This window comes from Streptomyces sp. NPDC029216 (assembly GCF_040648015.1).
Lineage (GTDB): Bacteria > Actinomycetota > Actinomycetes > Streptomycetales > Streptomycetaceae > Streptomyces.
In genome coordinates this window covers 19,034-39,504 of the sequence record NZ_JBEZWL010000051.1, presented here as the reverse complement: position 1 = coordinate 39,504, position 20,471 = coordinate 19,034, and the positions used below count along the sequence as shown (strand labels likewise).

General features: G+C 74.6%; 18 protein-coding genes. 7 read left to right on the top strand and 11 right to left on the bottom strand.

The window, feature by feature from the left end; all coding sequences use genetic code 11:
- Positions 1–7: 7 nt before the first annotated feature.
- From nirD to AB0F18_RS19765, 3 genes are read right to left on the bottom strand one after another with little or no spacing between them, the layout of a single operon-like run.
- Positions 8–340 carry a nitrite reductase small subunit NirD gene (nirD, locus tag AB0F18_RS19775; protein WP_362062287.1) on the bottom strand — a complete coding sequence of 111 codons (333 nt, stop codon included), beginning with the start codon at positions 338–340 and terminating at the stop codon, positions 8–10.
- Positions 337–2,886: a nitrite reductase large subunit NirB gene (nirB, locus tag AB0F18_RS19770; RefSeq protein ID WP_362062284.1), complete on the bottom strand. Its 2,550-nt coding sequence runs from the start codon at positions 2,884–2,886 to the stop codon at positions 337–339. The genes nirD and nirB overlap by 4 nt, the downstream gene beginning before the upstream one ends.
- Position 2,887: 1 nt before the next feature.
- Positions 2,888–4,129 carry an FAD-dependent oxidoreductase gene (locus AB0F18_RS19765; protein WP_362062282.1) on the bottom strand — a complete coding sequence of 414 codons (1,242 nt, stop codon included), beginning with the start codon at positions 4,127–4,129 and terminating at the stop codon, positions 2,888–2,890.
- Positions 4,130–4,324: 195 nt separating this feature from the next.
- On the opposite strand from AB0F18_RS19765, the gene AB0F18_RS19760 reads away from it, so the two are divergent.
- The gene (locus tag AB0F18_RS19760; RefSeq protein ID WP_362062279.1) at positions 4,325–5,101 is read left to right on the top strand and encodes a sulfite exporter TauE/SafE family protein; all 777 of its coding nucleotides are present in this window, start codon (positions 4,325–4,327) and stop codon (positions 5,099–5,101) included.
- A 40-nt stretch (positions 5,102–5,141) separates the two neighbouring features.
- Here AB0F18_RS19760 and AB0F18_RS19755 read toward each other — a convergent pair whose 3' ends face one another.
- The 4 genes from AB0F18_RS19755 to AB0F18_RS19740 all read right to left on the bottom strand — a co-directional run bounded on the left by AB0F18_RS19755 (position 5,142) and on the right by AB0F18_RS19740 (position 8,249).
- Positions 5,142–5,741 (bottom strand): GNAT family N-acetyltransferase, encoded by a 600-nt coding sequence (locus AB0F18_RS19755; RefSeq protein WP_362062276.1) that lies wholly within the window; start codon positions 5,739–5,741, stop codon positions 5,142–5,144.
- A gap of 41 nt (positions 5,742–5,782) precedes the next feature.
- Positions 5,783–6,469 (bottom strand): class F sortase, encoded by a 687-nt coding sequence (locus AB0F18_RS19750; RefSeq protein WP_362062273.1) that lies wholly within the window; start codon positions 6,467–6,469, stop codon positions 5,783–5,785.
- A 131-nt stretch (positions 6,470–6,600) separates the two neighbouring features.
- Positions 6,601–7,143: a hypothetical protein gene (locus AB0F18_RS19745; RefSeq protein ID WP_362062270.1), complete on the bottom strand. Its 543-nt coding sequence runs from the start codon at positions 7,141–7,143 to the stop codon at positions 6,601–6,603.
- Between the two features lie 194 nt (positions 7,144–7,337).
- The gene (locus tag AB0F18_RS19740; RefSeq protein ID WP_362062267.1) at positions 7,338–8,249 is read right to left on the bottom strand and encodes a hypothetical protein; all 912 of its coding nucleotides are present in this window, start codon (positions 8,247–8,249) and stop codon (positions 7,338–7,340) included.
- Positions 8,250–8,418: 169 nt separating this feature from the next.
- Here AB0F18_RS19740 and AB0F18_RS19735 point away from each other — a divergent pair, with 169 nt between their 5' ends.
- On the top strand, positions 8,419–8,859 hold the full coding sequence (locus AB0F18_RS19735) for a gamma-glutamylcyclotransferase family protein (RefSeq protein WP_362062264.1): 441 nt from the start codon (positions 8,419–8,421) through the stop codon (positions 8,857–8,859).
- 13 nt (positions 8,860–8,872) lie between these two features.
- Here AB0F18_RS19735 and dnaG read toward each other — a convergent pair whose 3' ends face one another.
- The 4 genes from dnaG to AB0F18_RS19715 form a co-directional block, all read right to left on the bottom strand.
- Positions 8,873–10,777 (bottom strand): DNA primase, encoded by a 1,905-nt coding sequence (gene dnaG / locus AB0F18_RS19730; RefSeq protein ID WP_362062261.1) that lies wholly within the window; start codon positions 10,775–10,777, stop codon positions 8,873–8,875.
- A 34-nt stretch (positions 10,778–10,811) separates the two neighbouring features.
- Entirely contained in the window at positions 10,812–12,086 is a 1,275-nt protein-coding gene (locus tag AB0F18_RS19725) for an FAD-dependent oxidoreductase (protein ID WP_362062258.1), read from the bottom strand.
- Positions 12,087–12,179: 93 nt separating this feature from the next.
- Positions 12,180–13,496 carry a deoxyguanosinetriphosphate triphosphohydrolase gene (locus AB0F18_RS19720; protein WP_362062255.1) on the bottom strand — a complete coding sequence of 439 codons (1,317 nt, stop codon included), beginning with the start codon at positions 13,494–13,496 and terminating at the stop codon, positions 12,180–12,182.
- 57 nt (positions 13,497–13,553) lie between these two features.
- Entirely contained in the window at positions 13,554–14,264 is a 711-nt protein-coding gene (locus tag AB0F18_RS19715; protein ID WP_362062253.1) for a sirohydrochlorin chelatase, read from the bottom strand.
- A gap of 346 nt (positions 14,265–14,610) precedes the next feature.
- Between AB0F18_RS19715 and AB0F18_RS19710 the strand changes: the two genes are divergently transcribed.
- The 5 genes from AB0F18_RS19710 (at position 14,611) to AB0F18_RS19690 (ending at position 20,453) form a co-directional block, all read left to right on the top strand.
- A complete protein-coding gene (locus tag AB0F18_RS19710) occupies positions 14,611–15,303 on the top strand; it encodes an ElyC/SanA/YdcF family protein (protein WP_362062250.1) in 693 nt (230 codons plus the stop codon).
- 56 nt (positions 15,304–15,359) lie between these two features.
- A complete protein-coding gene (locus tag AB0F18_RS19705) occupies positions 15,360–16,130 on the top strand; it encodes a glucose 1-dehydrogenase (RefSeq protein ID WP_362062247.1) in 771 nt (256 codons plus the stop codon).
- A 215-nt stretch (positions 16,131–16,345) separates the two neighbouring features.
- The gene (locus AB0F18_RS19700; protein ID WP_362062244.1) at positions 16,346–18,427 is read left to right on the top strand and encodes a molybdopterin oxidoreductase family protein; all 2,082 of its coding nucleotides are present in this window, start codon (positions 16,346–16,348) and stop codon (positions 18,425–18,427) included.
- Between the two features lie 86 nt (positions 18,428–18,513).
- On the top strand, positions 18,514–19,107 hold the full coding sequence (locus tag AB0F18_RS19695) for a DUF6445 family protein (RefSeq protein ID WP_362062241.1): 594 nt from the start codon (positions 18,514–18,516) through the stop codon (positions 19,105–19,107).
- 170 nt (positions 19,108–19,277) lie between these two features.
- Positions 19,278–20,453, top strand: a complete 1,176-nt coding sequence (locus AB0F18_RS19690) for an RNA polymerase sigma factor (RefSeq protein ID WP_362062238.1) — start codon at positions 19,278–19,280, stop codon at positions 20,451–20,453.
- Positions 20,454–20,471: the final 18 nt, after the last annotated feature.

The window sequence follows — 20,471 nt, the reverse complement described above, 5'->3', positions numbered from 1 at the left end:
GCCCGCCCTACGAGGTCGCGGCGGTCCGCACCGGGTAGGTCCGGACCGTCACCTCCTCGTCGTCCAGGCAGCGCCCCGACTCCAGGTCGAAACGCTGCTTCAGCAGCGGCGAGGCCACGAACGCCCGCCCCGCCGCCCAGCCCACCAGCCCGCGCGACAGCACCTGCGCGCCGGTGAAGGGGTCCTGGTTGCCGATGGCGTACGGACGCCCCGCGCGGTCGACGAACACCGCGGCCTGGCTCCCGTCCGGGAGCAGGGCCGCGACCCCGCGCCCGGGGACGAGCGAGTCCAGCTCGCACACCGTCAGCCAGCCTTCGGCCACCCGCAGTTCGACGGTCATCGGACAGGACCTCCTATGGTCAGGACGGCCAGGTCGGGCTTGACCTGGTCGCGCTCGGGGACGAACCTCACGGTCGGGTCGGGGGCGCCCGGCGCGTTCACGAAGGACACGAACCGCCGCAGCCGCTCCGGGTCCTGGAGCGTCTCGGCCCACTCGTCGCGGTAGTGCGCCACGTGCTCGGCCATCAGCGACTCCAGCTCCGCGCACAGCCCGAGCGAGTCGTGCACCACCACGTCCCGCAGGTGGTCCAGGCCCCCCTCCAGCCGCTCCAGCCAGGTGGAGGTCCGCTCCAGCCGGTCGGCGGTGCGGATGTAGAACATCAGGAACCGGTCGATGAGCCGCACCAGTTCGGCGTCGGACAGGTCCTGCGCGAGCAGGTCCGCGTGGCGCGGGGTCGCCCCGCCGTTGCCGCCGACGTAGAGGTTCCAGCCGTTGGCCGTCGCGATGACCCCGAAGTCCTTGCTCTGGGCCTCCGCGCACTCGCGGGCGCAGCCGGACACCGCCGACTTCAGCTTGTGCGGGGCGCGCAGGCCCCGGTAGCGCAGCTCCAGGTCGATGGCCATCCGCACGCTGTCCTGGACCCCGTAGCGGCACCAGGTCTGCCCCACGCAGGACTTCACCGTCCGCAGGGCCTTCCCGTACGCGTGCCCGGACTCGAAGCCGGCGTCGACCAGCCGGGCCCAGATCTTCGGCAGCTGGTCCACGCTGGCGCCGAACAGGTCGATGCGCTGGCCGCCGGTGATCTTCGTGTACAGGCCGAAGTCGCGGGCCACCTCGCCGATCACGATCAGCTTGTCGGGGGTGATCTCACCGCCCGGGATGCGCGGGACGACCGAGTACGAGCCGTTGCGCTGGAGGTTCGCCAGGAAGTGGTCGTTGGTGTCCTGCAGGGCGGCCTGCTCCCCGTCGAGCACGTAGCCGCTGGCGCCCACGGCGGGGGCGAGCGAGGCGATGATCGAGCCGACGGCGGGCTTGCAGACCTCGCAGCCCTCGCCGCCGCGGGCCTCCGGCCGGCCGTGCCCGTCGAGCAGCTCCCGGTACGAGGACAGGCGCCGGGTGCGGACGATCTCGTACAGCTCCGCGCGGGTGTACGGGAAGCAGCCGCACAGCCCCGGGTCGGCGGCGGCCGGCAGCAGCTGGCCGATCACCTTGAGGCAGCTGCCGCAGCCGGTCCCCGCCTTGGTGCACTTCTTCACCTCGGGCAGGGTCGCGCAGGCGGTGATGGCCTTCTTGGTGACGTTGTGGCAGGAGCAGATCACCGCGGAGTCGGGGAGCGCGGACGGGCCGAGCTGCGCGGCGGGTCCGAGCCCGGCGGGCAGCACCAGCTGCTCGGGGGCCACGGGCGGGATGCTGCCGGTGAGCGGGCGCAGCAGCCCGTACGCGTCCGCGTCGCCGACGAGGACGCCGCCGAGCAGGACCCCCTCGGAGGAGATGACCAGCTTCTTGTAGATCCCGGAGCGGGAGTCGGACCAGACCACGTCCAGGCTGTCCTCGGCGGCGCCGTGCGCGTCGCCGAAGGAGGCCACGTCCACGCCGAGCAGCTTGAGCTTGGTGGACAGGTCGGCCCCGGTGAACTCCCGCTCCCGGCCCAGCAGGTCCTCGGCGGCGGTCTCGGCCATCTCGTAGCCGGGCGCGACCAGCCCGTAGACCCGGCCGTCGACGGCCTGCGCGCACTCGCCGATGGCGTACACGCGGGGGTCGGAGGTGCGGCAGCGGGCGTCGACGGAGATCCCGCCGCGCTCGCCGACCGCCAGGCCGCAGTCGCGGGCGAGCTGGTCGCGGGGGCGGACGCCGGCGGAGAAGACGACGAGGTCGGTGTCGACCGTCGACCCGTCGGAGAGGCTCATCCCGGTGACGGAGCCGTCCTCGCCGGTCAGCACCGCCTGGGTGCCGACGCCGGTGTGGACGGTGAGGCCCATGTTCTCGATGGTGCGCAGCAGGGCCGCGCCGCCGCCCTCGTCCACCTGGACGGGCATCAGCCGGGGCGCGAACTCCACGATGCGGGTGGTGAGCCCGAGGCCCTGGAGGGCGCCGGCCGCCTCCAGCCCGAGGAGCCCGCCGCCGACGACGGCGCCGCTGGGGGTCCCCCCGGACGGAGTCCGGGGGAGGGTTCTGGCGTACGCCTCGATCGCGAGGAGGTCCTCGATGGTGCGGTAGACGAAGCAGCCGGGGGCGTCCTTGCCGGGCACGGGCGGGACGAAGGGGTAGCTGCCGGTCGCCAGGACGAGGACGTCGTACGGGAAGACGCGGCCGGAGCGGGAGGTGACCGTACGGGCCTCCCGGTCGACGGTCTCGGCGGGGTCGTCCAGGTGGAGCTCGATGCCGTGCTCGGCCATGAAGCCGGCCGGGGTGAGGGAGAGCTCCTCGGGGCTGCTGCCGGAGAAGTACGAGGTGAGGTGCACGCGGTCGTAGGCGGGCCGGGGCTCCTCGCAGAGCACCGTGATCCGGTGCGTGGCGGTGGCTCCGCGCTCGGCGAGCGCCTCCAGGTAGCGCTGGCCGACCATGCCGTGCCCGATGAGCACGATCGCGGGCAGGGGCTCGGTCATGTCAGTGGCCTCCGTCGTCGGTGAGCAGGTGGAACATGTCGTGCGGTGCGTCCAGGGACTCGTCGCCCTCCCAGCTGCGGGCGAGGGCGCCCACGGTGGAGAGCTCGCCGAGCAGGACCCCGCCGACGAGCCGGTCGCCGCGCAGGACGACCTTGCGGTAGGTGCGGCGGGTGGCGTCGGCGAGGCGGACCACGTCGTCGCCGGGGAGCGGGGTGGGGTCGCCGAAGGCGGCGAGGTCGAGGGGGCGGCCGGCGCCGCCGAGGGTGAGCCGGGTGAGGGCGCGGGTGCCGGTGTAGTCGGTGGGGGACCCGGTGAGGGTGGCGGCGAGGGCGTCGGCCTGCTCCAGGGCGGGGCCGGCCAGGCCGTAGAGCCGTCCGGCGTGCTCGGCGCAGTCGCCGATGGCGTGCACGTGCGGGTCGCTGGTGCGCAGCCGGTCGTCGACCACGATCCCCTTGCGGACCTCCAGTCCGGCCGCCTGGGCCAGGCCGGTGCGGGGGCGTACGCCGCAGGCGAGGACGACGATGTCGGCGTCGAGGCGGTAGCCGTCGGCGAGCTCGACCCCGGTGACCCGGCGGGAGGAGGCCCCGCGCAGCGGCGTATCGGTCGTGGCCAGGCCGCGCACACGGCACTCGGTGTGGATCTCCACGCCCAGGCCCGCGAGGTGCTCCCGCAGCAGCGCGGCGGAATCGGCGTCGAGCTGCCGCTCCATCAGCCGCTCCGCCTGCTGGGCGAGGACCACCTGGGCGCCCCGCGCGGCCAGCGCACGGGCCGCCGAGACCCCCAGCAGGCCCCCGCCGATCACCACCGCCCGGACGCCGGGCCGTACGGCCTCGTCCAGGGCCAGGCAGTCGTCCATGGTGCGGAACGCGTGCACCCCCTCCGGGAGTTCCCCGCCGTCGGGGGCGAACAGCCCGCGCAGCGCCGGCAGGACCGGGTTCGAGCCGGTGGCCAGGACGAGGACGTCGTACTCCGGGGCCGTGCCGTCGTCGCAGTGCACCCGCCGCGCGGCGCGGTCGATCCGTACCGCCCGCACTCCCCGGCGCAGCACCGGGCCGGGGGCCGGGAGCGCGGCCACGTCGGCTCCGTACCGGCCGGCCAGCACCTCCGCCAGCAGGACCCGGTTGTAGGGGGCGTGGGGCTCCTCGCCGAGGACGGTCACCGCGGCGGCCGGTCCCAGCCGCGCGGCGAGCCGCAGGCCCGCCAGGCCGCCGCCGATCACCACCACACGCTGCTTCGAGGTCATGGAACGAGCGTGCGGGGCGGCTGTTTCCCCGCCGCATCGCTCCTGTTACCCGGACGGAACGCCGGCCTCAGCGCCCGTGGCGGGGGCCGGTGAGGCTTCCGGCGGCCGGGGTGCGCGGGCCGTGAACCTCAAGCTTCGCGCAACTTTCCGGGGATCGATGGGACCTGCACGGATCCGCTCCCTAGGGTCGGGTCCGTGCCTGACATATCAACGACCATGATCATCGTGCTGTGCGTGGCCGCCGGGGCGGCCGGCTGGATCGACGCGGTGGTGGGCGGTGGCGGACTGCTGCTCCTGCCCGCCCTGCTGCTCGGGCTGCCGCACGCCCAGCCCGCCGCCGTCCTCGGGACCAACAAGGCGGTGGCCATCGTCGGCACGGCCGGCGCCGCCGTCACCTACGCCCGCAAGACCCCGCTGGACGTGAAGCTCGCCGTGCGGATCGGGCTGGCCGCGCTCGCCGGGTCGATCGGCGGGGCGGCGCTGGCCGGCGGGATCAGCAAGGACACCATGCGGCCGCTGATCATGGGCGTGCTCGTGGTGGTCGCCGCCGTCGTGATCTTCAAGCCGGGCTTCGGCGCCGCCCCCGCCGCCGCGCCCGTCTCGCGGCGGCGCGTCCTGCTGACGATCGCCCTCGCCGGCCTGGGCATCGGTTTCTACGACGGCCTCATCGGGCCCGGCACCGGCACGTTCCTGGTGCTGGCCCTCACCGCTCTGCTCCACCTCGACCTGGTCACCGCCTCCGCCACCGCGAAGATCGTCAACTGCTGCACCAACGCCGGGGCGCTCGCGATGTTCGCCTACCAGGGGATGGTGTTCTGGCAGCTGGCCGCGCTGATGGCCGTGTTCAACCTGGCCGGCGGCATGGTCGGGGCCCGGATGGCCCTCAGGAAGGGCAGCGGGTTCGTCCGCGGCGTGCTGCTGACGGTGGTGGGCGCGCTGGTGGTCAAGCTCGGCCTGGAGCAGTGGGGCTGAGCGGGCACGGGGCCCCCGGGGCCCCGCGCCCGCCGAAGATCTAGGCCTGCGGGGCGCGGCGCATCACCCAGAGGGTCGGGCCGCCGCCGGGCAGCTGCGCCTCGCCGAGCACCGTGAAGCCGAAGTGCTCGTAGAACGGCACGTTGGACTCCTTCGAGGACTCCAGGTAGACGGGCAGGCCCGCCGCGTCCGCCTTGGCAAGCCCCGAGCGCAGCAGGGCGGCGCCGTGCCCCTGGCCCTGGCCGGCCGGGTCGGCGCCGAGCACCGCCAGGTACCAGTGCTCCTCCGGGGGTGCGTGCTCGGCCGCCGCCTCGATGCCCTCCCGGAACAGCGGAGCCCGGTCGCCGAGCACGTCGGCGAGCTCGTCGAGGGTCTCCTCGTCGGGAAGGGCCCGGCCGTCCGGCGCCACCCAGAAGGCGGCGGCCAGGTCCGTGCGCTCGCACACGCCGTGGCGGCCGTAGTGCCGGGTGTGGAGCGTCGCGAAGTAGCGGACCATGCGCTCCTCGCGCGAGGCCTCGTCGGGGAAGAACCAGCACATCATCGGGTCGTCGGCGAAGGCGCGGGTCAGGGCGCGGCTGATGTCCGCGGCGTCGTCGATCGTAGCTTTTTTGGGCGTGTTCGTTATCGACATACGGGTCATTCTGCAACCTGATGATCTTGGCCGGGGTGGCGGGGGCCCGTTCAGTACGTCCCGGTGAGGTGGGCGAAGACGACCACGTTGCCCTGGTAGCCGGTGCGCGGAGAGAACCCGCCGCCACACGTGATCACCCGCAGCTCGGCGCGCGGCGAGGGCCCGTACACGCGCCGGTCCGGGAAGGACTTCGCGTCGTAGACCTCGACGGCGTGGACCGTGAACACCGCCGTGCGCCCGTCCGCGCGGGCCACCTCGATCGCCGCGCCCCGGTGCAGCGCGCCCAGGTGGTAGAAGACCGCCGGGCCGCTCGCGTTGTCCACGTGGCCCGCGATCACGGCGGTGCCCGTCGCGCCCGGGGTGGTCCCGTCGCGGTACCAGCCCGCGAGGTCGCCCCGGGCGGGCGGCGGCACTTCGAGGCTGCCGTCGCGCTCCAGGCCGAGCCCGGCGAGCGGAGCGTCCACCCGGATGGAGGGGATCCGGATCCGGGTCGGCGGGGAGCCCGGGAGCGGGTCGATGCTGCCGGGGTAGGCGGCCTGCGCGCTCAGGGCCTCGGCGGGGGAGGGCAGGGGCGGCCGGATCGTCTCGCCGGAGCCGCTGGTGACGAGCCATACGCCGATGCAGGCGGCCACCGCCACCAGACCGGCCTGCCCGCGCCGGTCCCCGGGACCCCGCCCGTGCCGGTCGCCGGGCCCCCGCCCGCGCCCGGTGACCCGGAAGCCGAAACCGCCGGCCATGCCTCGTACCCCCTTGCCTCGCCGTGAACAGGGTGGCCGTCGCCCGGCCCCGCGAACGGGGGGGACCTCGCGGGGCGGGCGACGGGGGGCGGTACCGGTCGGACCGCGGCCGCAGCCGCGGTGGGCGCCCGTCAGCTCCGCGTGCCGCTCGCCCGGCGACGCAGGAGCCAGGTACCGCCGACGGCGGCCGCGGCCAGCACTGCCGCTCCCGCCGTGATCTTGGCCGGGTCGGTGGTGGTGGCCGTGCCACCGCCCACCCCGGTGCGCACGTGCCCCTGGGGGCCGTGCTCGGTGACGACCAGGTCGCCGGTGGCGAACTTGCCGTCGGCGCAGGTGGCGCCGATGCCGTAGGTCCCGGGCCGGATGTCGCGGGCGACCTGGAACTGGCCGGCCACCACCTCCTTGTGGGTGCCCGGAGTCAGCTTGAAGCGGCCGCCGCCCACGGTGGTGGCATCGCCCTCGGCGTGGCTGCCCGCGCCGCAGGCCTTGGTGTTCACGGTGACCGTGGCGCCCGGGACGGCCGACTTCGGCCAGACCTCCAGCACGGCGAAGTCCCCGGGCGCGAACGGGGGCATCCCGAGGTCCGCGGCGGCCACCGCTCCCGCGACCGGGCCGGCGAAGGCGACGGCGGTCAGCGCGGCGGCGGTCAGCGCGTGGGCGGTCCTGCGGCGCATGGGTCACTCCTGGGGACACGGGGTCGTGTCTTGAGGAAAACCGGGCCGCCCGGCGACCGCCTGCTGACCTGTCGTCAGATAGCGCGCCGGTGGCCCACCCGAGCGGCATCCGCCCACGTCAGAGGCCCTGCGCGGCCATCCGGGCACCCCCACCCCGTCCGGGTGAAATCCGGCCCCTCAGGCCTCCGGCAGGGTCACCGTCGCCGCCGCGCCCCCGGAGGCCGGGTTCCACAGGCGCACCCGGCGCCGATCACCTGGGCCTGCCCGAAGGCGATCGTCAGGCCGAGCCCCGTGCTGGTGACCGCGACCAGCGCACAGCCGGACGCCAGCAGCGCGGCGATCTTCCAGCGCAGCCCGAGCGCCCGCAGCAGCCGCCGGCAGCGGGCCGGCAGGGCCCTCACCGGGCGTCCCCGGCGGCGTCGCCCGTACCCGGCGTGCTCGGAGCACGGCCGGGGAGGGTCTTGTTGTAGCGCCGCTCCTCGTTGACCACCGTCATCCGCTCGCCGTCCCAGTGGTAGCGGACGGCCTGCTCGGAGCCGTCGTCCGGGGCGGTGCGGATCAGCAGGTCCCCGCCCGCCCAGGGCCTCGGCGGCCATCCGCCGCCCGATGGTGAACAGCACGGGGACGATCCGCTTGCCCCGGGCCGTGTACACGCTCAGTGCGGTGCGGCCGGTCTCGGTGTCGGCGGCGACGATCAGCTCCTTCTGCCCGTCCCCGGTCAGGTCCAGCCAGACCGGCGGGCGCAGCCCGGACCGGCCGGGGCCGTTGATCGTCCCCTTGTCGGCGAACAGCCGCATGCGCGGGTCCGCCGCGGCGACGTCCTCCGCCTTCACGCCCGTCAGCCCGCCCGGGCCCACCTCGGGCCCGTCCGCCAGCGGCGCCGGCGGCGGCTGGCGGGTGCCGGCCGCCACCCCGGGAGCCTTCGGGGAGTTCTCGGCCCAGGCCGGCCACAGGGGTTGGGGCTGGGGCTGGGGGGACGCCGGGGTCACGGGCTCCCCGGCGGCCAGTCCGCCGGGTGCGGCGCAGCCCCCGGCGGCCAGCGCGGCGGCGGCGCAGAGCAGCAGGGGGGTGACGGCGGAGGGGCGGCGCAGGGGTGATCGTGTCATGGGGGCGGAAACCGTGGGGTGAGGAAAGGGGAGGAACCGGACGGTAGTCGGCGACCGTCACGGGGACCGGGAGATTGTGTAACAGCGGTGCGTACGGTGGGGGTGCACCGGCGAAGAGGGGCCTTTGGACCCGGCCCCGCAGGCCCGGTCCTAGCCGAAGGAGGGGCTCGTGGCATCGGTCGATCGGCCGGGACCGGACGGCGTCCTGCCGTTCTTCGTGTACGGGACGCTGCGGCCCGGCGAGGTCAACCACGACCTGTTCCTGCGCGGCCGCACCGCCGCCGAGGAGCCGGCCCGGCTGCCGGGCGCGGTGCTGTACGAGGGGCCCGGATATCCGTACGCGGTCGAGCGGGCCGGGTCGGTGATAGCCGGCGAGCTGATCACGCCGGCGGCGGGCGCGTACGGGGAGCTGCTGGGGGCGCTGGACCTGCTGGAGGAGTACGTCGGGCCGGGCAGCCCGCGCAACGTCTACGACCGGGTCGCGCGGGAGGCCGTCCGGGGGGACGGGAGCCGGGTGCGGGCCTGGGTGTACGTCGCGGCCCCGCCGCTGGCTGTGCGTCTCGCCCGGTCGGGCCGGGAGATCCCCGGCGGGGACTGGCTGCGGAGGTAGCGGTACCCCCGGGCTACAGCCCCTCCGCGCCGCGGTTGCGTAGGCGTTGGCCGTACTGCTGGAGGACCCACAGTTCCTGCTGGACCGCCGCGTGCTGTTCCGGCGGGGCCTGGGGGCCGAGGCGGGCCATCTGGCCCTGGATCTCGTGGACGCGGCGGTCCACCGCGCGCAGCCGGACCTGCACCAGCTGGACCCCCGCGTAGACCTCGTCCACCGTCTTCGCGTGGATCGCCTCCACCGCCAGCTCCGTGACCAGCGCGCGCACGGTGTCGTTCGGGGCCGCCTCGCGGACCCGGGCCAGGTAGTCCTCGGTGCCCTGGGCGGCGCCGCCCGCGTCCTGGATGGCCTGGCGGACCGCCGCGTACGGCGGGGCCGTGAACTCGTCCGCGCCGTACGCGTCGAAGGCGGGGGAGACCAGGGCCGGCCGCTGGAGCGCCAGCTTGAGCAGCTCGCGCTCGGTGCGGTGCGCCGGGCTGCGCAGGTTCAGCGCGGGCCCGCCCGGCTGGGCGGCGGCGGGCGCGGGGGCCGGGGCCTCCTCGTAGCGCCGGCCGGGCTGCCGCTGCGCCGACTGCTGGCCGCGCTCGCGCGCCCAGCGGGCCTGCTGCGCGACGCGCTTGACCACGAACTGCTCGTCGCGGATGCCGAGCATGCCCGCCAGCTGGACCGCCGACTCGTGCTGGATCGCGATGTTCTTGATCCCGGCGACGACGGGAGCGGCCTCGTCCAGGGCGGCTGCCCGCCCCGCCGGGTTCTCCAGGTTGTGCCGGGACACGATGTGCCGCAGCGCGAACTCGAACAGCGGGGTACGGGACTCCACCAGCCCGGACACGGCCGCGTCTCCCTGCGCCAGGCGCAGGTCGCAGGGGTCCATCCCGCCCGGGGTGATCGCGATCGAGGTCTCCGCCGCGAACTTCTGGTCGTCCTCGAAGGCCCGCAGCGCGGCCTTCTGCCCGGCCGCGTCACCGTCGAAGGTGAAGATCACCTCGGCGGTCGCGTTGTCCATCAGCAGCCGGCGCAGGATCTTGATGTGCTCCCCGCCGAAGGCGGTGCCACAGGTGGCGATGGCGGTGGTCACCCCGGCCATATGGCAGGCCATCACGTCCGTGTAGCCCTCGACGACCACGGCCCGGGAGGTCTTCGCGATCTCCTTCTTGGCCAGGTCGATGCCGTACAGGACCTGGGACTTCTTGTAGATCGCCGTCTCGGGGGTGTTCAGGTACTTCGGGCCGGTGTCGTCCTCGCGCAGCTTGCGCGCGCCGAAGCCGACCACCTCGCCGCTGATGTCCCGGATCGGCCACATCAGCCGGCCGCGGAAGCGGTCGATGGGCTTGCCGCTGCGGCTGTCCTGGGCCAGCCCGGAGAGGATCAGCTCCTTGTCGCTGAAGCCCCGCCCGCGCAGGAACCGGGTCAGGTGGTCCCAGCCGGCCGGGCTGTAGCCCACGCCGAAGTGCTCGGCCGCCGCCTGGTCGAAGCCGCGCTCCGCCAGGAAGCGGCGGCCGATCTCGGCCTCGGCGCCGCCGAGCTGGTCCACGTAGAACTGGGCGGCCGCCTTGTGCGCCTCGACCAGGCGGATCCGCTCGCCGCGGCCGCTGGTGCCGGCGGTGTAGCCGCCCTCCTCGTAGCGCAGGGTGATGCCGGCCTGGCCGGCCAGCCGCTCGACCGCCTCCGAGAAGGAGAGGTGGTCGATCTTCATGATGAAGTCGAGGGTGTCCCCGCCGGCCTGGCAGCCGAAGCAGTGGTAGAGCCCCTTGCTCGGGCTGACCTGGAAGGACGGGGACTTCTCGTCATGGAAGGGGCACAGGCCCTTGAGGTTGCCGCCGCCCGCGTTGCGCAGCTGGAGGTACTCGGAGACCACGGCGTCGATCGGGACCGCGTCCCGTACCGCCTTCACGTCGTCGTCGTTGATCCGTCCTGCCACCCGAGAATTCTACGGTGGGGCGGCGGTAAACCCGTCAGGCCCCCTCGGCCGGGATCAGGGAGTCAAGCGGAACCGAGGGGTCCGCCAGTCGATCGCGGTCCACCGGGGCCTTCGAACGGATCAGGTTCTGGATGTGCTCGGTGACGTCCCACACGTTCACGTTCATCCCGGCCAGCACCCGGCCGTCGGAGAGCCAGAACGCGATGAACTCCCGCTTGGCCACGTCCCCGCGCACCAGCACCTGGTCGTAGCTGCCCGCCGGCGCGTACCCCGAGTACTCCAGGCCCACGTCGTACTGGTCGGAGAAGAAGTACGGCACCCGCTCGTACGAGACCTCCTGCCCCAGCATCGCCCGCGCCGCGGCCGGGCCGCCGTTGAGGGCGTTCGCCCAGTGCTCCACCCGCAGCCGGACCCCGAGCCGAGGGTGCTGGGCGGCCGCCACGTCCCCGACGGCGAAGACGTCCGGGTCGGAGGTGCGCAGCGAGGCGTCCACGGCGATGCCGCCGCCGTGCTCCCGGTCCACCAGGGCCAGCCCGGAGGTCTCGGCGAGCGCGGTGCGCGGCGCCGCGCCGATCGCGGCGAGCACCGCGTGCGCCGGGTGCTCCTCGCCGTCGTCGGTGCGGGCGGCCAGCACCATGCCGTCCTGGCCGACGATCTCCGTCAGCTTCGCGCCGAAGTGGAAGCGCACCCCGTGCTCGGCGTGCAGGTCCGCGAAGAACTGGCCGATCTCCGGACCGAGCACCGCGTGCAGCGGGCTGGGCAGCGGCTCGACCACCGTCACCTCGGCGCCGTACGAGCGGGCCGCGGCCGCCACCTCCAGGCCGATCCAGCCCGCGCCCGCGATCAGCAGGTGGCCGTTGTCGCGGCCCAGGGAGGTCAGCGCCTTGCGCAGCAGGTCGGCGTGGGCGAGCCGGCGCAGGTGGTGCACCCCGGCCAGGCCGGTGCCCGGGATGTCCAGGCGGCGCGGCTCGGAGCCGGTCGCCAGCAGCAGCTTGTCGTAGTGCAGCAGGGTGCCGTCACCCAGGCGCACCGTCTTCGCCCCGCGGTCCAGGTGCACCGCCGGCTGGCCCAGGTGCAGCTCGATGTCGGCGCCCGCGTACCAGGACGGCTCGTGCACGAAGACGCTGTCGCGCTCCTCCTTGCCCAGCAGGTAGCCCTTGGACAGCGGGGGCCGCTCGTAGGGATGGTCGCGCTCGTCGCCGATGAGGATCACCCGGCCGGTGAACCCCTCCGACCTCAGCGTCTCGGCGGCCTTCGCCCCGGCCAGCCCCGCGCCGACGATGATGAACGTCTGGTGTGCGTCGACCACCTGATGCCTCCTCATAACCTCTCCGCCATGTGCGGCCACATGCGAGCGTCCCGCACCGAGCCTGCCTCGTGAAGGGGGAATGGCCCGATCGGCTCACCCTTCGGCGCGCCGCCCGTGCCGGGTGAGGCGGGCGTGCAGGGACCGGGCGGAAGCGTCGGTGAGGCAGGCGATCTGGTCGATGACCGCGCGCTTGCGGGCCTTGTCGTCCGGCGCCGCGTCGAAGATCGCCCGGAACTGCGGGTCGAGCCCCTCCGGCGCACGGGCGCTGAGCGCCTCGGCGAGTTCGGCCAGGACGATGCGCTGGTCGGCCCGCAGCCGCTCCTGCTCGTCGCGCTGCATCACGTACAGGTCGGCGACCGCCTTCAGGACGGCGCACTCGTTGCGCGCCCGGCGCGGCACCACCAGCTCCGCCGCGTACCGGGTCAGCGGGCCCGATCCGTACGCCTCACGGGTGGCGCCCTCCGCGGCCAGGCAGAACCGGCCGATCAGCTGGCTGGTGGCGTCCTTCAGCCGGGCCTGGGCCACGGCCGAACCGTCGTAGCCGTGGGGCCACCACTCCTCCTCCATCAGCCGGTCCAGGGCCTCGCGCAGCTCCTCCGGATCGGTGTCGGCGGGCACGTACCGGCCGATGGCCACCCGCCAGATGGCGGCGCGCTCGGGCTCGGCGAACAGCAGGTTGGGGTCGACGTGCCCGGCGTGCAGGCCGTCCTCGAAGTCGTGCACGGAGTACGCGACGTCGTCCGACCAGTCCATCACCTGGGCCTCGAAGCACTTGCGGTCGGCGGGCGCGCCGCGCCGCAGCCACTCGAAGACCGGCAGGTCGTCCTCGTAGGCGCCGAACTTCACCGAGTCGGGGTCGGTGGGGTGCCCGCCGCGCGCCCAGGGGTACTTGGTGGCGGCGTCCAGACAGGCCCGGGTCAGGTTGAGGCCCACGCTCACGGCCTCGCCCGTGGCCGGGTCGGGCACGAACCGCTTGGGCTCCAGCCGGGTCAGCAGGCGCAGCGACTGCGCGTTGCCCTCGAAGCCGCCGCAGTCCTTCGCGAACTCGTTGAGCGCCTCCTCGCCGTTGTGCCCGAACGGCGGGTGCCCCATGTCGTGCGAGAGGCAGGCCGCTTCGACCAGGTCCGGATCGCAGCCGAGGGCCGCACCGAGCTCCCGCCCGACCTGCGCGCACTCCAGCGAGTGCGTCAGCCGGGTCCGGGGGCTCGCGTCCCAGTCGTACGAACGCGTACCCGGGGTCACCACCTGGGTCTTCCCGGCCAGCCGGCGCAGCGCGGCGGAGTGCAGCACGCGGGCCCGGTCCCGTTGGAAGGCGGTCCGCCCGGGCCGCTTGTCGGGCTCGGCGGCCCACCGCTCGGTGGCGGCGGGGTCGTAGGAGTCGTACGCGGGGACGTGCGCGGTGCCTTCCATGGATCAGACGGTAACCGGAGACACCGACAATCCGAGCAATCCGGTCCCGTCCGGTCCTCAGGCGGTGGCCAGTTCCCGGTGCCGCCCGGGGCGGGCCAGTGCCTCGTCGTAGCGGTGGAGGACCAGGCGGGCCAGCGCCGGGTGGGCGCCCAGCGGGGCGGCGGCCGGGCCCGGCGCGGCGGCGGCGCTCGCGGTGGCGAAACGGCCCGGGGCGGCGAAGTACGAGGCCACCGCCACCCGGTGGCCGCGCGCCGTGAGGGCCCGTACGGCCTCCGGCACGCTCGGGGCGGCCGCCGAGGCGTACGCCGGGACCACGGGCACCCCGCCGAGCCGCTCCGAGAGCAGGGCGGCGGTGCGGCGGGTGTCGGCGGCGGAGTCCGGGTCGAGGGAGCCGGCGGAGGCCAGGACGACGGCCGTGCCCGGCTCCCGGCCGGCCTCCAGGAGCCGCTCGTACAGGGCCTCCACCAGCAGCGGGTGCGGCCCGAGCGGCGCCGCGATCCGTACCCTCAGGTGCCCGGCCCGGGCCGCGGCGGCGGGCAGGTCCCGCTTGACGTGCGTGCCGCGCCCGAGCAGCAGGGGGACGAGGACGGCCGGACCGGTGGCGTCCCGCAGGGTGTCGGAGAGCAGCGGCCGGTTCAGCTCGATGTGCCCGAGCCGGACGTCGAGGCGCGGGCGGAGCTCGCGGACCCGGTCGAGGAGGGCGAGGACGGTGTGCGCGGCGCGCGGGTCGCGGCTGCCGTGGGCCACGGCGACGAGGGTGGGCTGCATGAGGGGGCTCCGTGGGGCCGGGCGCGCGGCGGGCGCACTCCGCTCAGCTGGGCGCCGAGCTGGTCGGTGATCCGGGTCAGCAGCTCGGCGGCGCTGCCGAACGGGAGGAAGGGGAAGGCGGGGGAGTGGCTTTCGGGAGGGTGCACCGGCTCCGTCATGGACCGATCCTGCGGGCCGCAGATTGCGTGGGCGTTGCGGCGTGGTGACGGGTCTTTGCCGGGTGCTCACACCGGGGCCCCGTCGCCACCCCGGCGCAACCGGGTCCTGCCCGCACGCGTCCTGACCTGCGAGCCGCCGCTCCGGTGAGGACCGGGCGGCGACACCGGACACCCAGGGGGGAACCAGGATGCGCAGGATCGCGCGCGCGGTGCGGGACCTGCTGCCGCGCACCGTACGGGCCCGGCGGCGGGCCGTGCAGGTCGTGATGGGGCTGTGCGTACTGGCCCTGCTGCCCTCCACCTGGACCCACGCGACCGCCGCCGGCCGGCTGCGCACCACCGCGCAGGCGCCCGCCGCCGGGGTGGCCGTCGTGTTCGGGGCGGGGCTGTGGGACGGGAAGCCCACCCCGTACCTCGCGGCCCGCCTGGACGCGGCCGTCGAGCTGTACCGCGCCGGGAAGGTGAAGGCGGTCCTGGTCACCGGCGACAACAGCCGCACCGAGTACGACGAGCCCGACGCGATGCGCGGCTACCTCACCCGGCACGGGGTGCCGGACGGCCGGATCGTCAGCGACTTCGCCGGCTTCGACACCTGGGACTCCTGCGTGCGCGCCCGGGAGATCTTCGGCGTGCGCCGGGCGGTGCTGATCAGCCAGAGCTTCCACATCCACCGGGCCGTCACGCTGTGCCGGGCCGCGGGCGTGGACTCGTACGGGGTCGGCGTCGACAACGCGCACGACGCCACCTGGTACTACGGCGGCGTCCGCGAGGTCTTCGCGGCCGGCAAGGCAGCGGTGGACGCCGTCTTCGAGCCGCGGCCGAAGTTCCTCGGGCCCAAGGAGGAAGGGGTGTCGCGGGCCCTGGACGCTCTGGCAGACTGACGCCGCGATCGACGTATGCCGATTAGGCATATGCGGATGGGTCTGGGGTGGGAACCGTGGCTGTTGTGAACCTGGGCGGCAAGGCCGTCGTCATCACCGGCGGGGCCCGCGGCCTCGGCGCGGCCGCCGCGCGGGCCGTCGTCGACGGCGGCGGCCGGGTGCTGATCACCGACGTGCTGGAGGCGGAGGGCGCCGAGACCGCCGCGCAGCTCGGCGACGCGGCCCGCTTCCTGCGCCACGACGTCACCAGCGAGGCCGACTGGCAGGCCGTACTGGACCACGCGGTCGCCGAGTTCGGCCGGCTCGACGGACTGGTCAACAACGCCGGCATCGCCACCGGCCAGTTCCTGGAACACGAGAGCGTCGAGCACTTCCGCCGGGTCGTCGAGGTCAACCTGGTCGGTACGTTCATCGGCATCAAGGCCGCGATCCCGCTGCTGCGGGCGAACGGCGGCGGCTCCGTCGTCAACATCTCCTCCGCCGCGGGCCTCACCGGGCTCGCCCTGACGGCCGGGTACGGGGCCTCCAAGTGGGGTGTGCGGGGGCTGTCGAAGATCGGCGCGGTGGAGCTGGCCGAGGCGCGGATCCGGGTCAACTCCGTCCATCCGGGCATGACCCTGACCCCGATGACGGCGCCCGTCGGGATCCAGGCGGGCGAGGGGAACTATCCGGGTGCGCCGCTGGGCCGGGTCGGGGTTCCCGAGGAGATCGCGGCGGCCGTCGCGTTCCTGCTCTCCGACGCGTCCTCGTACATGACCGGAGCCGAACTCGCCGTCGACGGCGGCTGGACGGCGGGCCTGACGGTCCGGCACCTGACGGGGCAGTAGCCGGGGCCCGGGCCTGCCTGGGGGCCGCTGCGCGCGGCGATCGAGCGCACCGGGCGCGCAGCGCCCGGAACGGGGCAGGGGCAGCCCCCTGGAAACGGTGAAAGGGCGGGGCGGGGAGTCCTCACCGGTCGGGCCGGCCCGCGCTGAGCCCCCGCACCCCCGGCCGTAACGCGGCCGCGCGGCCCCCGTAACACCCCGCCCGCACCCTGGCCCGTATGCACAGCACCCAGGAAGCCACCGCCACGCACTGCCCGTACTGCGCGCTCCAGTGCGGCATGAACCTGCGTCCCCAGGCGAACGGCGAGGGCGGCGTCGTGGTCGAGGAGCGGGCCGACTTCCCGGTGAACCGGGGCGCGCTGTGCGGCAAGGGCCGCACCGCCCCCGCCCTGCTCTCCTCCCGGGTGCGCCTCACCGAGCCGCTGATCCGTACCCACGCCGGCGGGCCGCTCGTACCGGCCACCTGGGAGGAGGCCCTCGACGCCGTCGCCGCCGGCCTCGCCCGCACCGGCCGCGCGCACGGACCCGACGCCGTCGGCGTCTTCGGCGGCGGCGGGCTCACCAACGAGAAGGCCTACGCCCTCGGCAAGTTCGCCCGCGTCGCCCTGGGCACCTCCCAGATCGACTACAACGGCCGCTTCTGCATGTCCTCCGCCGCAGCCGCCCACCAGCGCGCCTTCGGCCTGGACCGCGGGCTGCCGTTCCCGCTGGAGGACATCCCGCGCACCGGCTGCGTGATCCTCGTCGGCTCCAACCCCGCCGAGACCATGCCCCCCGCCCTGCGTTACTTCACCGAGCTCAAGGCCAACGGCGGCACCCTCATCGTCGTCGACCCCCGCCGCACCCGCACCGCCGAGCAGGCCGACCTGCACCTGGCTCCGCGCCCCGGCACCGACCTCGCCCTGGCCCTCGGCCTGCTGCACCTGATCGTCGCCGAGGGCCGCACCGACGCCGAGTTCATCGCCGCCCGCACCACCGGCTGGGAGGACGCCCGGGCCGCCGCGATGGCCCACTGGCCCGAACTCGTGGAACGGATCACCGGCGTACCGGTGCCCCAACTGCGGCGCGCCGTCGAGATGTTCTGCGCCCCCTCCGCGGCGATGGTGCTCACCGCCCGCGGCCCCGAACAGCAGGCCAAGGGCACCGACACCGTCGGCGCGTGGATCAACCTGTGCCTGGCCACCGGCCGGGCCGGCCGCCCGCTCTCCGGCTACGGCTGCCTCACCGGCCAGGGCAACGGCCAGGGCGGCCGCGAACACGGCCAGAAGGCCGACCAGCTCCCCGGCTACCGCAAGCTCACCGACCCGGCCGCCCGCGCGCACGTCGCCCGGGTCTGGGGCGTCGCCCCCCAGACCCTGCCCGGCCCCGGCCGCAGCGCCTACGAACTCCTCGACGCCCTGGGCACCGACGTGAAGGCCCTCCTCCTCATGGGCTCCAACCCCGTCGTCTCCGCCCCCCGCGCCGCGCACGTCGAGGAGCGCATCCGCTCCCTGGACTTCCTCGCCGTCGCCGACGTGGTCCTCTCCGAGACCGCCGCCCTCGCGGACGTGGTCCTGCCCGTCACCCAGTGGGCGGAGGAGACCGGCACCACCACCAGCCTGGAGGGCCGCGTCCTGCTGCGCCGCCGGGCCCTCACCCCGCCCCCGGGCGTCCGCAGCGACCTGGAGGTCCTGCACGGCCTCGCCTCCCGCCTCGGCCTGGAGAAGGGCTTCCCCACCGACCCCGAGGAGGTCTTCGAGGAGCTGCGCCGCGCCTCCGAGGGCGGCCCCGCCGACTACTCCGGCATCTCCTACGAGCGCATCGCCGCCGAACAGGGCGTCTTCTGGCCCTGCCCCGAGGGCTCCCCGGGAACGCCCCGGCTCTTCCTGGACCGCTTCGCCACCGACGACGGCCGGGCCCGCTTCGTGCCCGTCACCCACCGCGAGGCCGCCGAGACCCCCGACGCCGCCTACCCGCTGCTGCTCACCACCGGCCGGGTCGTCGCCCAGTACCAGTCCGGGGCGCAGACCCGCCGCGTGGCCGAGCTCAACGAGGCCGCCCCCGGCCCCTTCGTGGAACTCCACCCACGCCTCGCCGCCCGCCTCGGGGTGGCCGACGGCGCCCCGCTGGCCGTCACCTCGCGCCGCGGGCGGGCCGTGGCCCCGGCCCGGATCACCGACGCCATCAGGGCGGACACCGTGTTCATGCCCTTCCACTGGTACGGGGAGGGCCGCGCCAACACCCTCACCAACCCCGCCCTGGACCCCGTCTCCCGGATGCCGGAGTTCAAGGTCTGCGCGGTCCGGGTGGAGCCCGCGTAGCGGCGTACACCGGCGGACCATCTCTTGCCGGACTCTTGGGACCCGCTTTGGCGAGGCCCGCGGCTCCCGCAACTAGCGTTCCGCGCATGTCACTTCGACCCCCGCACACCCTTCCCGTGCTGCCCTGCCGCAAGCCCGCCCGCGGCCGTGACTACTGGGTGCTGGACGACGTACTGCCCGACGTGGACGCCGTACGGGAACGCTGCCTCGCCAAGGGCGACTGGGTCCAGGGCGCCCCGCACAAGCCCGAGCCCTGGCCCGGGCTGCGGGCCATGCCCGCCCTGGAACCGGCCGAACTCGCCCGCGTGGAGAAGCTGGTACGGCGGGCCACCGGGGCGAAGCGGATCTGGGCCGAGGACCCCTCCGGCGCCGGCACCTTCCACCACAACTGCGTCCAGGTCGTCGGCGAGGGGGAGTGTGAGTCCCGCCCGCACACCGACTCCCGCACCGGGTGCCGCTACGCCGCCGTGCTCTACCTCACCCCCGGCATCCCCGAGGACTGCGGCACCAGCTTCTACCGCCAGAGCCCCGGGGACTCCTTCACCGAGGACCTCCGCGTCCCCCACCGCTACAACCGCCTCCTGCTGTACTCCGCCGACCTGATCCACAGCGCCACCGGCTACTGGGGAAGCACCCTGGAGGACAAGCGGATGACGGCCGTCTTCTTCTGGATGGCCTGACCGGACGCCCTGCACGGGCCCGGCGCGGGCGGCCCCCGATCGTCTCGGACATGAGTCCGATCCGCATCGGGGTTGCCGCCGGGGGGTAACCATCCGGTCACGCAGCGGGCCCAGAAAGTGCCCGCACGCCCCTCGTGGCGGCGATGTGCCGTACCCCACACTGAGGTGCGGTGCCACCGTCCTCGGAGCCCCTGGAGGTCGCCCCCGTGCAGACCCGGACCCTGACCGTGAACGTGAGCCACCCCGCCGGCAGCCCCTTCCACGCCGGTGAAGTCGCAACCGCAGAGGCCGAGGTCGAGGCCGTGGACGAAACCGCAGACGCAGCCGCCCGCGACGCCGCGGAGCAGGCCGGGGACGACGAACCCGAGGTGCTCGAACTCATCGAGCCGGCACCCCCGCAGCCCGGCCGCGGACAGGCCGGCCCCGGCACGGGCGGCCCCTCCGCCGACCTCTTCCGCCAGTACCTGCGCGAGATAGGCAGGATCCCGCTCCTCACCGCCGCCGAGGAGGTGGAACTCGCGCGGCGGGTGGAAGCGGGACTCTTCGCCGAGGAGAAACTCGGCGGCGCCACCGACCTCGACTCCCAGCTCGCCGTCGACCTCGACAAACTCGTCGTCATGGGCCGGATGGCCAAACGCCGCCTCATCGAGTCCAACCTGCGGCTGGTCGTCTCCGTCGCCAAACGCTACGTCGGCCGCGGCCTGACCATGCTCGACCTGGTCCAGGAGGGCAACCTCGGGCTGATCCGGGCCGTCGAGAAGTTCGACTACGCGCGCGGCTACAAGTTCTCCACCTACGCGACCTGGTGGATCCGCCAGGCCATGTCACGGGCCCTCGCCGACCAGGCCCGCACCATCCGCGTCCCCGTCCACGTCGTCGAGCTCATCAACCGCGTCATCCGCGTCCAGCGCCGGATGCTCCAGGAACGCGGCTACGAACCCACTGCCGAAGAGGTCGCCCTCCACCTGGAACTGACCCCCGAACGGGTCCTGGAAGTGCTGCGCCTCGCCCAGGAGCCGGTCTCCCTGCACGCCCCCGTCGGCGAGGAGGAGGACGTCGCGCTCGGCGACCTCATCGAGGACGGCGACGCCGCCTCCCCCATGGAGTCCGCCGCCTTCTTCCTGCTGCGCGAACACCTCGAAGCCGTCCTGTCGACCCTCGGCGAACGCGAACGCAAGGTCGTCCAGCTCCGCTACGGGCTCGCCGACGGCCGGCCGCGCACCCTGGAGGAGATCGGCCGGATCTTCGGCGTCACCCGCGAGCGGATCCGCCAGATCGAGTCCAAGACCCTCGCCAAGCTCCGCGACCACGCCTTCGCGGACCAGCTGCGCGGCTACCTCGACTGAACCCCGCACCGCAACGGG